Source organism: Cupriavidus sp. HPC(L) (assembly GCF_000307735.3).
GTDB lineage: Bacteria > Pseudomonadota > Gammaproteobacteria > Burkholderiales > Burkholderiaceae > Cupriavidus.
In genome coordinates this window covers 13393-28217 of record NZ_AMPR02000290.1, presented here as the reverse complement: position 1 = coordinate 28217, position 14825 = coordinate 13393, and the positions used below count along the sequence as shown (strand labels likewise).

The 14825-nt window shown below is 67.7% G+C and carries 13 protein-coding genes; 10 read left to right on the top strand and 3 right to left on the bottom strand.

What is annotated here, in order from left to right; all coding sequences use genetic code 11:
• The 4 genes from B551_RS15895 to B551_RS15880 all read left to right on the top strand — a co-directional run.
• A partial coding sequence (locus B551_RS15895; RefSeq protein ID WP_023264512.1) for an ABC transporter substrate-binding protein occupies positions 1 to 958 on the top strand: 958 nt, incomplete at its 5' end.
• 3 nt (positions 959 to 961) lie between these two features.
• Entirely contained in the window at positions 962 to 2005 is a 1044-nt protein-coding gene (locus B551_RS15890; RefSeq protein WP_023264511.1) for an ABC transporter permease, read from the top strand.
• Positions 1999 to 2865 carry an ABC transporter ATP-binding protein gene (locus B551_RS15885; RefSeq protein ID WP_006576572.1) on the top strand — a complete coding sequence of 289 codons (867 nt, stop codon included), beginning with the start codon at positions 1999 to 2001 and terminating at the stop codon, positions 2863 to 2865. Before B551_RS15890 ends, B551_RS15885 begins: the two co-directional genes overlap by 7 nt.
• A gap of 76 nt (positions 2866 to 2941) precedes the next feature.
• Positions 2942 to 4138 (top strand): cytochrome c, encoded by a 1197-nt coding sequence (locus tag B551_RS15880; protein ID WP_006576571.1) that lies wholly within the window; start codon positions 2942 to 2944, stop codon positions 4136 to 4138.
• A 43-nt stretch (positions 4139 to 4181) separates the two neighbouring features.
• Here B551_RS15880 and B551_RS15875 read toward each other — a convergent pair whose 3' ends face one another.
• Positions 4182 to 5069, bottom strand: a complete 888-nt coding sequence (locus tag B551_RS15875; protein WP_006576570.1) for a LysR family transcriptional regulator — start codon at positions 5067 to 5069, stop codon at positions 4182 to 4184.
• Between the two features lie 108 nt (positions 5070 to 5177).
• On the opposite strand from B551_RS15875, the gene B551_RS15870 reads away from it, so the two are divergent.
• The 5 genes from B551_RS15870 (at position 5178) to B551_RS25665 (ending at position 9809) form a co-directional block, all read left to right on the top strand.
• Positions 5178 to 6179: an ornithine cyclodeaminase family protein gene (locus tag B551_RS15870; protein ID WP_006576569.1), complete on the top strand. Its 1002-nt coding sequence runs from the start codon at positions 5178 to 5180 to the stop codon at positions 6177 to 6179.
• A complete protein-coding gene (locus B551_RS15865; protein ID WP_006576568.1) occupies positions 6176 to 7087 on the top strand; it encodes a phosphate/phosphite/phosphonate ABC transporter substrate-binding protein in 912 nt (303 codons plus the stop codon). Before B551_RS15870 ends, B551_RS15865 begins: the two co-directional genes overlap by 4 nt.
• A 20-nt stretch (positions 7088 to 7107) precedes the next feature.
• The gene (locus B551_RS15860) at positions 7108 to 8088 is read left to right on the top strand and encodes a tripartite tricarboxylate transporter substrate binding protein (protein ID WP_023264509.1); all 981 of its coding nucleotides are present in this window, start codon (positions 7108 to 7110) and stop codon (positions 8086 to 8088) included.
• Between the two features lie 101 nt (positions 8089 to 8189).
• On the top strand, positions 8190 to 8870 hold the full coding sequence (locus tag B551_RS15855) for a DUF2239 family protein (RefSeq protein WP_006576567.1): 681 nt from the start codon (positions 8190 to 8192) through the stop codon (positions 8868 to 8870).
• 342 nt (positions 8871 to 9212) lie between these two features.
• Positions 9213 to 9809: a hypothetical protein gene (locus B551_RS25665; protein WP_216599701.1), complete on the top strand. Its 597-nt coding sequence runs from the start codon at positions 9213 to 9215 to the stop codon at positions 9807 to 9809.
• A gap of 18 nt (positions 9810 to 9827) precedes the next feature.
• Here B551_RS25665 and B551_RS15850 read toward each other — a convergent pair whose 3' ends face one another.
• Positions 9828 to 11228, bottom strand: a complete 1401-nt coding sequence (locus tag B551_RS15850) for a sigma-54 dependent transcriptional regulator (RefSeq protein WP_006576565.1) — start codon at positions 11226 to 11228, stop codon at positions 9828 to 9830.
• Positions 11225 to 13144 (bottom strand): ATP-binding protein, encoded by a 1920-nt coding sequence (locus B551_RS15845; RefSeq protein WP_023264508.1) that lies wholly within the window; start codon positions 13142 to 13144, stop codon positions 11225 to 11227. The genes B551_RS15850 and B551_RS15845 overlap by 4 nt, the downstream gene beginning before the upstream one ends.
• 331 nt (positions 13145 to 13475) lie before the next feature.
• On the opposite strand from B551_RS15845, the gene B551_RS15840 reads away from it, so the two are divergent.
• Entirely contained in the window at positions 13476 to 14825 is a 1350-nt protein-coding gene (locus B551_RS15840; protein ID WP_006578870.1) for a dicarboxylate/amino acid:cation symporter, read from the top strand.

Sequence of the window (14825 nt, the reverse complement as noted above, 5' to 3'; positions counted from 1 at the left end):
CGGCGCCGCGGCCATCGCCGCCCCGGCGCTGATACTCGGCCGGCGCGCCTGGTCCGCGCCGCGCAAGCTGACCTTCGCCTGGAACCAGAATTCGTTCTGCCTGACGCCGATCGTGGTCGCGCAGGAGAAGGGCTTCTTCGAGAAGAACGGCCTGCAGGTCGATCTGATCAACTACAGCGGCTCCACCGACCAGCTGCTCGAATCGATCGCCACCGGCAAGGCCGATGCCGCGGTCGGCATGATCCACCGCTGGCTCAAGCCGCTGGAGGCGGGCTTCGACGTCAAGATCATCGGCAGCTCGCATGGCGGCTGCGTGCGGCTGGTCGGCTCGAAGGCGGCCGGCGTCACCAGCCTGCGGGCGCTGAAGGGCAAGACGGTCGGCGTCAGCGATCTCGCCGCGCCGGGCAAGCACTTCTTCACGATCCTGCTGGCCAAGAACGGCATCGACCCGGACAAGGACGTGACCTGGCGCCAGTATCCGGCCGACCTGCTCGGCGTCGCGGTCGACAAGGGCGAGATCCAGGCGATCGCCGACGGCGACCCGAATCTCTATCTGCTGGAGAAGCGCACCCATGGCGCCTACGTCGAACTGGCGACCAATCTGAGCGGCGAGTACGCGCGCAAGGTCTGCTGCGTGGTCGGCGCGCGCGGCGAACTGGTCCGCAACGATCGGCCCACGGCGTCCGCGCTGGCGCGCGCGATCGTGCAGGCGACCGACTTCGTGCACGAGAACCCGAACGAGGCGGCCAAGGTGTTCGCCAGGTACTCGCCGAAGATCTCGCTGGACGATCTGCGCAAGCTCTACGCGACGCTGACCTATACCCATCATCCGACCGGCGTCGATCTGCGCGATGAAATCGCCTTCTATGCCGAGGATTTCCGCAAGATCGGCGTGATCAAGAAGACCACCGATCCGCAACGCCTGGCGCAGCATGTCTACGCCAATGTCCTGGGATAAATCATGAGTACGCATCAAGCTGCGTTCGAGGCGGCGCGCGACGCCGGCCGGACCAAGCGCCGGAGCGCGGGGGCGGGCGTGTCCAGGCCATGGCCGGTCGGCTACGTTGCCGCGCTGGCATGGGCTGGCTTCGGCCTGCTGACCTGGCGCTGGCCCAACGTGGTCGCCGGGTTCAGCGACTGGGCCTATACCGCCGAGCTGGGCGTCGCCGCACTGGTCGTGGCCGCAGCGCTCGCGCTATCCGCCGCGGTCGGTCCGCGCTTGTGGGCCCGGCATCGCGCCTGGGGGGCACTTCGCGCCGCCGGGCCGTGGCTGGCGGCCGTGCCGCTGGTGCTGGCCGCCTGGGAATATCTGACCGCCAAGACCGGAACACTGCCGACGCCGTTCTTCGCGCCGCCGCAGGCGCTGATCGAGGTCTATCTCGATGATTGGCGCCGGCTCGGCGACAGCGCGTTGAACACGCTGAAGCTGCTCGGCTTCGGCGTTGCGCACGGCGCGGTCGTCGGCTTCCTGATCGGCGTGTCGATCGGCTGGTCGCGCCGGATCGGCTATTGGGTGCATCCGGTGCTGCGCGTGCTCGGCCCCTTGCCATCGACCGCGCTGCTGCCGCTGACCTTCTACTTCTTCCCGTCGAGCTATTCGGCCGCGGTGTTCCTGATCGCGCTGGCCACGGCATTCCCGGTCGCGGTGCTGACGTGGTCCGGCGTCGCCAGCGTCGACAAGCGCTACTACGACGTGGCGCGGACGATGGGCGCGTCGGGCTGGTTCCTGGTGCTGCGCGTCGCGATTCCGGCGGCCCTGCCGCAGGTGTTCGTCGGCCTGTTCATGGGGCTGGGCGCGTCGTTCTCGGTGCTGGTCACCGCCGAGATGATGGGCGTCAAGTCGGGACTTGGCTGGTATCTGACGTGGGCGCAGGGCTGGGCCTCGTACGTGAACATGTACGCGGCGCTGATCGTGATGGCGCTGCTGTTCTCCGGCGTCATCACGTTGTTGTTTGCGCTGCGCGACCGGGCGCTGTCGTGGCAGAAGGGAACCGTCAAATGGTGAGCGCGGCGATTGCGGAAAAGGCAGGGGCGACGGTGGCGCGGGGACTGGCCGGCTCGCATCAACAACAAAACAACGGAACGGGTGGGGGCATCGAAGGCGAGGGCGCCGGAGCTGGCATCGAGGTACGGCAGGTCAGCCATTGGTTCGGAGAAGGCGAGACGCGGCTGCAGGTACTGGACCACGTGAACCTGAACGTCGAGCCGGGGGAATTTGTCGCGCTGCTGGGTCCCAGCGGCTGCGGCAAGTCGACGTTGCTGCGGCTGGTGGCGGGCCTCGACGCGCCGGTGGAAGGGCAGATCCTGCAGGACGGCGCGACGATCACGGACCCGGACCCGTCGCGCATCGTCGTGTTCCAGGACCCGACACTGTTTCCGTGGCGGCGCGTCTGGGACAACGTGGCGCTCGGCCTGCAGGCACGCGGGCTGCTGGGCCGCGAGCATCAACGGGTCGACGCGGCGCTCGAACGGGTGGGCCTGAAGGACTTCGCGCGTGCCTTTCCGCATCAGCTGTCCGGCGGCATGGCGCAGCGTGTGGCGCTCGCGCGCGCGCTGGTCAACGATCCGCGCCTGCTGGTCCTCGATGAGCCGCTCGGCAAGCTCGATTCGCTGACGCGGCTGGCGATGCAGAGCGAACTGGTCGCGCTGTGGCAGCGCGCCGGGTTCTCGGCCCTGCTGGTCACGCACGATGTGGAGGAGGCGCTGTTCCTCGCGCAGCGCGTGATCGTGTTCAGCGATCGGCCGGCCCGCATCCGCGCGGAGATCGACGTCGATCTGCCGTATCCCCGCCATCGCGGCGATCCCAGGCTGACCGAGATGCGCCACGAGGCGCTGACCCATCTGGGCCTGGACGCGAGCTGGTGATGGCCGACACGTTGGCAGCGGCGTTGGCAGCGGCGTTGGGAGCGGCGTCTGGAGACGCCGTGGCGCGAGCGGTGCGATGAATGGCGTGGTGTTGCCGGCCTGGCTCGATACGCTGTTGGCCATCGTCGAGCAGGCGCAGTTCGGCTTGCTGCGGCTATGGCACTGGCTGGGTCTGACCGGCGATGTGCACGGACAACCGGCCTGGCCATGGAGCCATCGGATCGCCGGCGAAACCTTGCTGATCGATCTCGGCGTGGCAAGGCAACTGGCCTGGACCGGCATCGCCGTCGCGCTGTCGCTGATGGCGATGCTGCTGGCGCTGCCATGGCGGCGCCGCCGGGCGATGCTGCTGGCGATCGCCGCCGCCGGCCTGCTGCTGGCTCCCAGGCCTGCGCCGGCGCTGTTGTTCGTGCCGGCCGCGCCGACCAGCTTTCATGCGAGTCCGACCGGATTTTCGGTGGAAGCGATTGCCCTCGGTGCACGAATCTACGGACAGCATTGCGCCGCCTGCCACGGCGACGATGGCCGTGGCGAAGGGCCACTGGCGGCGACGTTGCCGCGCTGGCCGCCGACGCTGGTCGGGCCCTTGCTGGGGCGCCGCGCCGATGGCGAGCTGTTCTGGCGTATCGCCGATGGCATGCGTGATGACCATGGCGGCCCTGTCATGCCCGCATTCGCCGGGGTATTGAGCGACGGCGAGATCTGGGCGGTGCTCGACTATGCCAAGGCGCTGGCCGCGGGCGAGGGCGCGAAGTCGGCCGGCAGCTGGCCGATGGCCGTGGCGCTTCCCGACATGGCGATCCGCTGCGGAGCCGGCGCGCCGCGCCGGCTGGCGCAGTGGCGCGACGGCCAGCGGCTGAGGCTGGTGGCCTTCGATGGCTCGTCCGACCGCATCCCGCTCGAGGACCCGCGCTTCCTGACCTTGCTCGTGACGCCCGACGGCAAGCCCCCCGCTTTTGTGCCGCAGTTCCGCAGCGATTGCGCGGCGGTGTCGCCGCAGGCCTGGGATACCGTCGCGCGGCTCGCCGGCGTCGCGCCGGAGCGCCTCGGCGGCACCGAGCTGCTGGCCGATCGCGATGGCTGGCTGCGCGCGCGGGGTACGCCGCAGCAGAAGGGCTGGTCCGATGCCGATCTGCTGTGCGAGTCGGGGCAGGGGGCGAAGCCGACGACGAGCGCGACGACCGAAAAGCCGGCGCCCGATGGCCTGACCGCGCTGCTGTTGCGGATGGACGCCGAGCCGGTGCGCTTCGTCAAGGGCGGCATCGTGCATTAGCGGAAGGCCCAGCCGGGGTGCGCGGCCGTACGCGCCGTGATCTTTATCGCTTCATCATCGCCACCAGCGTGTCGACGAAGTCCAGCGCCAGCCGCGACAGCGGCTCGGTCTCGACATGGAAGATCTGCGCGGACGCGGTGACGCGCGTCCTGACCGGCACCGCGACGATATCGGGCCAGCTCTGGCCGAACACCGTCATCGCATCGACCAGCGCGATGCCGGCCCCGGCCTGCGCCAGCGCACGGGCGACGTGCGCCTGTTCCACCTGCACGCTGAAGTCCGGTTGATCGGCCTCGCCGCCGAACATCTCCCGGATCAGCAGCCCGAACGGGACATCGTCGCCGTAGCCGATCAGCGGCTCGCCGGCCAGATCGGCGGGCCGTACCGCACTGCGGCCGGCGAGGCGATGGCCCTCGGGCACCAGCGCGACGATCGGATTGCGCGCCAGCACGCGCGCCTCCAGGTTCGGATGCGTCAGCGGCATCGTCGACACGCCGAGCTCGGCCTGCCCCGACAGCAGCGCGCGCAACATATTGGCGGGAATCTGCGTGCGCACCACGATGCGGACTTCGGGATGCGCCAGACGGAAGCGCGCAATCGCACGGGGCAGCACCGTCTGCCCCAGATTGGGGCTGCACGACACGCGCAGGCTGCCGGTGCGGTTTGCCGCCAGGTCCTCGGCGATCTCGTTGACGCGCTCGATGCCGTCATAGACCGCGTTGACCTCGGCCAGCATGCGGCGCGCCTCCGGCGTCGGATACAGCCTGCCCTTGGTGCGCCGAAACAGCGCGAAGCCCAGGCGCTGCTCGGTATGCGACAGCAGGCGGCTGATCGCCGGCTGCGAGACGTACAACAGCTTGGCGGCCGCGCTGATGGAACCTGTCAGCATCACCGCGCGGAACACTTCGATCTGGCGCAGATTGATTTTCATCACATAACACGATGTTAAGCGTCACCGATATATAAGCATATGACAGTCATGGCCGCGCTCCCTACACTGACTTCGACGATTTCACGGTTCCACGACATCGGAGACGGTATGAGCGACATCCATCTGACCTACCTCAACGGCAAGGACATCGCCCGGCTGGCGATGACCGACGCGGAGATTCTTGCCGCGGTCGAGCAGGGGCTGGTGGCGCAGGGCAATGGGCAGACCGTGATCGAGCCGCGCATGCATCTGATTCCGGATCCCGCCTTCAACGGGCACTTCAACGTGCTGCGCGGTTATGTCGCGCCGCTCGGGCTGGCGGGCGTCAAGATCGTCGGCGACTTCGTCGACAACTACAAGCAGGGCCTGCCATCGGAAATGGCGCTGCTGAACCTGTTCGATCCACGCACCGGCATGCCGGTCGCCGTGATCGACGCAACCTTCATCACCGATGCCCGCACCGGTGCGTTGACCGCGCTTGGCGCGCGGCATCTGGCACGACGCAACAGCAAGGTGCTCGGCCATATCGGTGCGCGCGGCACGTCCTACTGGAATATCCGGCTGCTCGACAGCCTGTTCGACTTCGACGAGATCCGCGTGCACTCGCGCCGCCCCGAAAGCCGCAATGCGTTCGCCGCGAAGCTCGAGCGCGACCTCGGCAAGGCGATCATCGTGACCGAGGACTGGGAGTCCTGCGTGCGCGGCGCCGATATCGTCGTCGAGGCATCGCGGCTCGAGCGGCCGACGCCGCTGCTGAAGACCGAATGGATCTCGCGCGGCGCCTTTGTCGTGCCCTACGGCACGATGAGCGCGGTCGAGCTGTCGCTGACCGACATCATGGACAAGCTGGTGGTCGACGACTGGAGCCAATGCAAGGGCGGCATGTTCGGCTCGCTGCGCGCCCATGTCGAGGCCGGCAAGCTGTCGGAGCAGACCCTGCATGCCGAGCTCGGCGAGATCGTGGCCGGCCGCAAGCCGGGGCGGCAGAGCGACGACGAAACCAATCTGTTCTGGCATCGCGGCCTGTCGCTCAGCGATATCGCGCTCGGCCACGCGATCATGCAGAAGGCGCAGCGCATGGGCATCGGCCAAAGGCTGGTCTACGCATGATCGCCAATGCCAGGATGTATTCGGTGTCGCCGCAGGCAGCCAGCGCTTGGCGGACGCTGCTGATGCGCGTGGCGCAGCGCGCCGGCGTGGCACTGGACTATGTCGAGCATGACGCGCCGGCGCCGATCCGCGCGCTGTGGGAGCGTGACGATTGCGCCTGCGTGCTGATGTGCGGCTATCCGTTTGCGGCGTCGCCGCTGCGCTACCGGCTGCTGGCCGCGCCGGTGCCCGATCTGCCGCGCTACGGCGGCATGCCGCGCTATTTCAGCGAATTCATCGTGCGCGCCGATGCGCCCTGCACCTCGCTGGCACAGACCTTCGGCACGCGGCTTGCGTGCATGCTGCCGGAATCGAATTCGGGCTACAACGCGCCGCGCCGCTATCTGATGGAGTTCGGGCTGGTCGAGGGCGCGTTGTATCTGCCGACCGATGACGCCACGCCGACACCGCAGGACGTGATCGACGCGGTGATCGCGGGGCGCGCCGAGGTCGGCGTGGTCGACAGCTATGTGCTCGACTTGCTGCGGCTGCATGCGCCAGAACGGATCGCCGCCGTGCGCACGCTGGCGGTGACGCAGTCCTCGCCGATTCCGCCGCTGGTCGCATCGCCCGGCATCGGCGAAGACATCGCGGCTCGGCTGCGCGAGGTATTGCTGCACGCGCATCGCGACCCGGAATGCGGCGAGGCGCTTGCCACGCTGCGGCTGTCGCGCTTTGCGGCAATGGTGCCGGACGACTATCGGCGCCTGGTCCGCTGGGCGCACGAGGCGGATCGCGCGGGGGTGGCGCTGACCGCGGCGACACCGGTTGTGCAGGGTGTCTTGCCGTTTTTGCCGGAGTCCGTGCCGGCGTCATTGTCGGAGCCTTCGCTGGAGTCCTCGCGGCACCCATCCGATCCATTGGCCTGATCCACTCTCGGAGAATCACGATGATGCGTTTGCTTTCCACGATACTGGGCGCGCTGCTCGCGGCAAGCGTGCCGCTTGGCGCGTCGGCGCAGGGCGGCGGGCAGGCCTATCCCGCCAAGCCGGTCCGGCTGGTCGTGCCGTTTGCGGCCGGCGGTCCGGCCGACGTGCTCGGACGTACGGCAGGCGAGGGGCTGTCCAAACGCTGGAGCCAACCGGTCGTCGTCGAGAACAAGGCCGGCGCGGCCGGCACGATCGGCGTCGATCAGGTCGCCAAGGCCGCGCCTGATGGCTATACGCTGGCCGTGGTGCCGGTCGGCAATATCGCCGTCAATCCGTCGCTGATGCCGAACCTGCCGTACAAGGCGGCCGACCTGGTGCCGGTCGCGATGCTGGCCACGGCCGAAAACGTGCTGGTGGTTCACCCCGGCGTCCCGGCGAAGTCGCTTGCCGACCTGCTGAAGCTCGCACGCCAGCAGCCCGGCAAGCTGACCTTCGCCTCGCCGGGCGCGGGCAGCCAGGCGCATCTGGCCGGTGAACTGCTGCAGCTCGACGCCAACGTCAAGCTGATCCACGTGCCCTACAAGGGCGTCAGTCCGGCGATGACCGACCTCGTCGGCGGCCAGGTCACGATGATGTTTGCGCAGATGTCGGCGGCGTTGCCGTATATCCAGGCCGGGCGCCTGCGCGCGCTGGGCGTCGCCAGCGCCAGGCGCTCCGCCGTGCTGCCCGATGTGCCGACTGTCGCCGAACAGGGCTTCCCGCAGTTCGAGGCGGTGTCGTGGTACGCGCTGATGGCCCCGGCCGGCACGCCGCGCGAGGTCGTCGAACAACTGAACCGCCAGACCGGCGAGGTGCTGGCGGATCCCGCGTTGAAGAGCAAGCTCGCGACGCTCGGCATGGACGTCGGCGGCGGCACGCCACGGCAGCTGGGAGAGACGATCCAGAAGGAGACGGCGCGTTGGGGAGCGGTGATCAAGCAGCGGGGGATTTCGGTGGAGTGAGTGGACAGCAGGGGCGTGACCGTGTTGCGGAATTTAACCCGGGTAATATTGACCATCTTGTTTTACCCGGATAAAATGCCGCCAGTTCACGGAGTTCCAACATGCCAAAACCAGACACCTGCACCGCGTTCATCGGCGAACGCATTCTCGCTTCCGGCGCGCCCGGCGCCGTGGCCCTTGCCGTCAAGCGCGCCCTCGCGCAACGGCGCGACGACGCGTCGGCGCCAGCGGTATTGATCTTCGACGATCGCAGCGGCCGCCAGATCGATTTCGACCTGTGCGGCACGGATCAGGAGATTGTCGCGAGGCTGCAACCGGACGGGCGACAGCCGGCCTCGGAGCAGGCGGAACGCGAAAGGGAAGAGAGCAGGGGCGAACCCCGGACGCCGGGCCGTCCCAGGCTCGGCGTGGTGGCACGCGAGGTAACCCTGCTGCCGCGCCACTGGGAATGGCTTTCCGCACAGCCGGGCGGCGCGTCAGTGACGCTGCGCAAACTGGTTGAGCACGCGCGTGCCCAGGACGGAGGACGGCAGGCGATGCGCGAAGCGCAGCAAGCAGCTGACCGCTTCATGCTTGCGATGCTTGGCAACCAGCCCGGCTACGAGGACGCGTCCCGCGCGCTGTATGCCGGTGACGGCGAGCGCTTTGTGATGCTGACCGAATCATGGCCGCGCGATCTGCGGGATCATGTGCGTCGGCTGGCAGCCGCGGCACTGCAGGGTAGCGAAGTGCTGCCAGACCTCGCGAAGCGCCTTGCTGCATCTGGCGGCAAAGCCAGCTGACACGCATCGGTCGCCGGTGCGCGAAGCCGAGCGCGCCATGGAACATGGCCCGAAAACAGACATGGCCCGCGCGAGGCGAGCCATGTATCGACCTAGAGTCATCACCGGCATGTGCATCCGGGAGAGGACAGGTTAGGGCAGTGGTCGGATTCTAGCGCAGTTCGAAAGTGTGCGCTACTTCCTGACTGTTCTCACGCGCAAGGCCTTCGATACTTCCTGACCTTTAACGCAGTACAAGGTCATGGAGGAATGGCTGTGGAGTGGAGGACGTTTGAGCGGGTGTTTTCGACGGCGAGAGCCAGTCGTTATTTGACGTATTGCCACAATGATCGAGCGTTGGCGATGGAAGCCTATCGGCACAACCTGATCGTTGCCGGCGCGGTTACCCCTTTCCTCGGCGTAGTGGAAGTCAGTTTGCGCAACGCCGTCAGTCGGCAACTAGCCGAACACTATGGCCGCGCCGACTGGTGGGCGGCGTGGGAAGGCGATCCTCTATTCCAGAGGCATCTATCGCAGGTGGCCCGAGCAAAGGCAAAGCTGCGATCCCGCTGGGAGCCAGAGACGCCCGACAAGATAATTGCCGAGTTGACGCTTGGCTTTTGGGTGATCCTGTTCAACGCCGAATTCCAGTCACGATTGTGGAAATCGCTGCGGCGGGCGTTTCGCCATCTTCCGAAAGCACAACGGCAGCGTCATAACGTCTCTCCGCTCTTGAACCGCCTCAGACTATTGCGGAACCGAGCCTTTCATCACGAACCGATCCTGTGGCTTAAGCCAGTTGAGCTTCCACAGATCTATCAAGAAGGACTAACGTTGTTGGCGTGGATCGACGAAGCGGTGCCGAAATGGTGCATGTCTCATTGCCAAGTCCAAGCCGCATGGTGCATGTGGAACGGTATCGCTCCGAGGGTACAACCCATCGCCTGCCTTCATGAGTAAGGCGGTTCTGCCATCCGACTATTCGGTTCTGTCGCTGACATAGAGCCGCCGTTCGATCCCATGCCGATGCAGCTTGTCGTAGAACGTCTTGCGGGCGATGCCCAGCGATTCCAGCGTTGACCGTACATTGCCGCCGTTCGCGGCGAGCGTGTCGCGGATCAGCTGGGCTTCGTAGCGGTCCATCCGTTCGGCCAACGTGCCTTCGCCGCTCGTACCGTCTGACGTCGTGCTCGCCGCGACAGGAGCGGCCGGCAGCGTATGCACCCCCAACACGAACCGTTCGGCGAAATGCAGCAGTTCGCGTACGTTGCCCGGCCAGGCGTGCGTGTTCAGGTAGCGCCGTACCGCATCGGTGAGCGGCGGCGCCTCACGCTGGAAGCGGCGCGCGGCCTGGCCGGTGAAGACCTCGAACAGCAGCGGAATGTCTTCGCGCCGCTCGCGCAGCGGCGGCATATATAGCGTGACGACGTTGAGGCGGTAATACAGGTCCTCGCGGAAATCGCCGCGCTGTGCCGGGTCGCCCAGATCGACCTTGCTGGCCGCGATGACCCGCAGATCGACCGGCCGCATTTCGTTGGTTCCCAGCGGCGCGACGCTGCGCGTCTCCAGCACGCGCAGCAGCTTCAGCTGCACCGACGGCGGCATGCCTTCGATCTCATCGAGGAACAGCGTGCCGCCATTGGCATGTTCGATGCGGCCGATTCGCTTGCGTTGCGCGCCGGTGAAGGCGCCGGGCTCGTGGCCGAACAGCTCGCTCTCGATCACGCTCTCCGGCAGCGCCGCGCAATTGAGCGCCACCAGTTCGCCGGCGCTGCGACGGCTCCACCGATGCAGCGCGGTCGCGGCCATTTCCTTACCGCTGCCGGTTTCGCCGACCACCAGCACGTCGACGTCAGCATCGGCGATATGGCGGATGGTCTGGCGCAGCCGCTCCATTGCCGGCGTGACGCCAATCAGCGGCCAGGCGCTTTCGGCCTGCGATGCGGCGTCGTGCAGCCGGCGGTTTTCCAGCACCAGCCGGCGTTGTTCCCAGGCATGACCGACCGCGGTCAGCAGCCGATGGGTGGCGTAAGGCTTCTCCAGAAAATCGTAGGCCCCTCGGCGCATCGCCTCGACCGCCTGCGCGATATCGCCATGTCCGGTGATGAAGATCACCGGCAGGCTGGCGTCGCGCTCCAGCACCCGTTCGAACAGTTGCAGGCCGTCGAGCCCCGGCATCCGCATGTCGGTGACCAGCACCTCCGGATAGCCGTCGCGCAGGCTGTCGAGAAACGATTGCGCGCTGGCGTGCGCGTCGACCCGATAGCCGGCCAGCGTCAGGCTCTCGGCCGCGGCTGCGCGGACATCGTGGTCGTCGTCGACCAGGGCGACCCGGCGCACCGGGCCATGGCTGGCCTGGCCTTCGGTGGTTTGCATCATGGGGATGAATCCAATGTGATGGTGAAGATGGCGCCGCCAGGCCCGCCGCTTTCCGTGCTGCCGGAGCGCGTATCGAGCGTGCCGCCGAAGTCGGCGACGATGTCGCGGCTGATCACCAGCCCCAGCCCCATGCCTTCGCGCTTCGAGGTGGAGAAGGGCGTGAACAGCCGCTCGGCGATGTCGGGCGCGATGCCCGGGCCGTTGTCGGCGATCTCGATGCGGACGCGCGCTTCGTCGGCATGCGTCGCGATATCGATCCGCGCATCGTCGCGGCCGGCGACGGCGTCCAGCGCGTTTTGCAGCAGATTGACCAGCACCTGTTCGAGCCGCAGGCGTTCGGCCTGTACGCGCAGTCCCTTGTCGCCAGACCGTACCAGCGCGACGGGCTGCGTGCGCAGGCGCGGCCCGAGCAACAGCAGCGCGCCGTCGATCGCGCCGTCCACCGGCGTCGGCTCTCGTGCGCCCGAACCCTTGCGGGCAAACGCCCGCAGCTGGGCCGTAATGGCGCCGATGCGTTCGGTCAATGCGCCGATGCGCGCGAGGCTCGAGCGGGCCCCCTCGGCCTCACCGCGCTCCAGATAGCTGCCGGCGTTGTCGGCATAGCTGCGGATCGCGGCCACCGGCTGGTTGATCTCGTGTGCGACGCCGGCGGCGATCTGGCCGAGAAAGGTCAGCTTGTTGGCCTGTACCAGTTCTTCCTGAGCGGCGTGCAACCGCAGTTCGGCCTGGCGGCGCTCCTCCATTTCCGCGCGCAACTGGTCGTTGGCCGCCTGCAATTCCGCGGTGCGCGCCTGCACGCGCGCGGTCAGCTCGGCGCGGATCGCCGCCTGCTGGGCGTTATGCCGCCGCAGCCGGCGCCGCGCATAGAACGCGGTGACCATGGCGACATAGGCGAGCAGCAGCACCACCAGCGCCTGGGCCTGCATCCGCGCCGCGATGCCGGTCCGCTCGCCGCGGCTGGGTGCCAGCAGGTGGAAGGTCCAATGCGTGGAAGGTACGGGCAGCGCCACGTGCAGATAGCTGTCGCCGGCCGGGTGGCCGGGCACGTCGGCGCGCATTTCTTCGCCGCTGACCGGTGGCTTCCATGCCGGCGCGGCACCGGCCGGGGCGGACAACGGCCGGATCGGCAGCGGGGCGAAGGTTGCATCGCCGAACTGCAGGCTGCGCCGCAACTGCTCGGCCGCCGGCTCGCCAAGCGGCACCAGCGAACGGAAGCGCCAGCCGGGTTCGCTGGTCAGCAGCACCACGCCGTCGCTGTTGGTGACGAAGACCGGCTCGGCCAGATGTGCCCAGTCTTCCTCCAGGCCGGGGAACTCGACCTTGACGACCACCACGCCGACCGGCTGTCCGCCGGCATCGTCCAGCCGGTGCGACAGGTACAGGCCGGGACGGCGGCTGATCGTGCCAAGGGCGAAGTGCTCGGCGGCGCCGCGGGCCATCGCCCCCTGGTAGTACGGGCGGAAGGCGTAGTTCTCGCCGACGAAGCTATCGGGACCGCGCCAATTGCTCGAGGCGACCGCCAGGCCGCGACGATCGACCGCGTAGATCACCGAAGCGCCGGTACCGGCGGCCAATGCCTCCAGCTTGCCGTTCAACGCGGCAATGCGTTGCGGGTCGGCCGTTGCCAACGCGGTCTTCAGGTCCGGGTCCTGCGCCAGCACGAAGGGCAGCGCGCGATGCTTGTCGAGATCGCGCCGCAGCGTGGCGACGTTGAACTGGGCGGCCGTCAGCGCACGCTGGGTCACCGTCGCGGCGGCCTCGCGATGCGCCGCCCGTTCGACCAGCCGCAGCACCGCGACGGTCAGCGCCAGCATCACCAGCACCGCCAGCGCGACGCCCGCAGCGCTGCGCGGCGACAGGGACCGGCGTACGGGCGCGTGGTCAGTCGGCAGGGTGGAGGCGGGCGGTTGGGCCATCGGCGAGGGGTGGGTGGAAGCGGTGGACCACTGAACGGGCTAGGGGACGCACTTTGAGTTGCGATCTCGGGCTGTGTACGGCAAAGGTTGTGTGGATTTCCATACAACCGGCCCGAATTCTATGTGGAATTCCACTCAAGCGCCAGCGAGGCGGACGCCGCTTCCAGATTTTTTCTTTAAAGATCAACGGGTTGCGAAAGACATCCTGGTTGGCACACGCATTGCGATAGCGGCGGGTCCGGCGCCGCATCCGCTCGGCCAGGATATTTCAAGAAACTCGCAGCCGCGCGTTCCCATGGCGCCCGGCAGCCCATTGGCAGGGGACACCCGCATGATCGACACCCACACCGCCGCGGCCACGGCCGCGCAGCCTCGTCCGTTCTATCGCCATCTGTACGTGCAGGTGCTGGTCGCCATCGTCGCCGGCATCGCGCTGGGCCACTACTGGCCCGATCTCGGCTCGAGCATGAAGCCGCTCGGCGACGGCTTCATCAAGCTGGTCAAGATGATCATCGCGCCGGTGATCTTCCTGACCGTGGTCACCGGCATCGCCGGCATGTCGGACCTGAAGAAGGTCGGCCGCGTCGCCGGCAAGGCGATGGTCTACTTCCTGACGTTCTCGACGCTGGCGCTGGCGGTCGGCATGGTCGTCGGCAACGTGGTCCAGCCCGGCCACGGCCTGCACATCGACCCGGCCTCGCTCGATTCGAACGCGGTGTCCGGCTATGTCGCCAAGGCGCACGATTCGACGATCACCGGCTTCCTGATGAACATCATCCCGACCACGGTGCTCAGCCCGATGGTCAATGGCGACATCCTGCAGGTGCTGTTCGTCGCGGTGCTGTTCGGCATCTCGCTGGCGCTGGTCGGCGAGCGCGGCAAGCCGGTGGTCGATTTCCTGCAGGCCGTCACGCTGCCGGTGTTCCGCCTGGTGTCGATCCTGATGAAGGTCGCCCCGATCGGCGCGTTCGGCGCGATGTCGTTCACGATCGGCAAGTACGGCATCAAGTCGGTGGCCAACCTGGCGATGCTGGTCGGCACCTTCTACCTGACGTCGCTGCTGTTCGTGCTGATCGTGCTCGGTCTGGTCGCGCGCTATAACGGCTTCTCGATCGTCAAGCTGATCCGCTATATCCGCGAGGAACTGCTGCTGGTGCTGGGCACCAGCTCGTCGGAAGCCGCGCTGCCGACGCTGATGCAGAAGATGGAGCGGGCCGGCTGCGCCAAGTCGGTGGTCGGCCTGGTCGTGCCGACCGGCTATTCGTTCAACCTGGACGGCACCAATATCTACATGACGATGGCGGCGCTGTTCATCGCGCAGGCCTGCGACATCCACCTGTCGTTCGGCGACCAGATCCTGCTGCTGCTGGTCGCGATGCTCAGCTCCAAGGGCGCGGCCGGCGTGACCGGCGCGGGCTTCATCACGCTGGCCGCCACGCTGGCGGTGGTGCCCTCGGTGCCGGTCGCGGGCATGGCGCTGATCCTGGGCGTCGACCGCTTCATGTCGGAGTGCCGCGCGCTGACCAACCTGGTCGGCAACGCCACCGCCGCGATCGTGGTCGCGCGCTGGGAAGGCGAGCTGGACAAGGAGCAGCTGCGCAAGGCGATGGCGGGCGAAGCCGTCGCGCCTGCCGCGTCGAATACGCCGGGCACGCCCGAGCTGACGCAGTCGGCGGCGTAG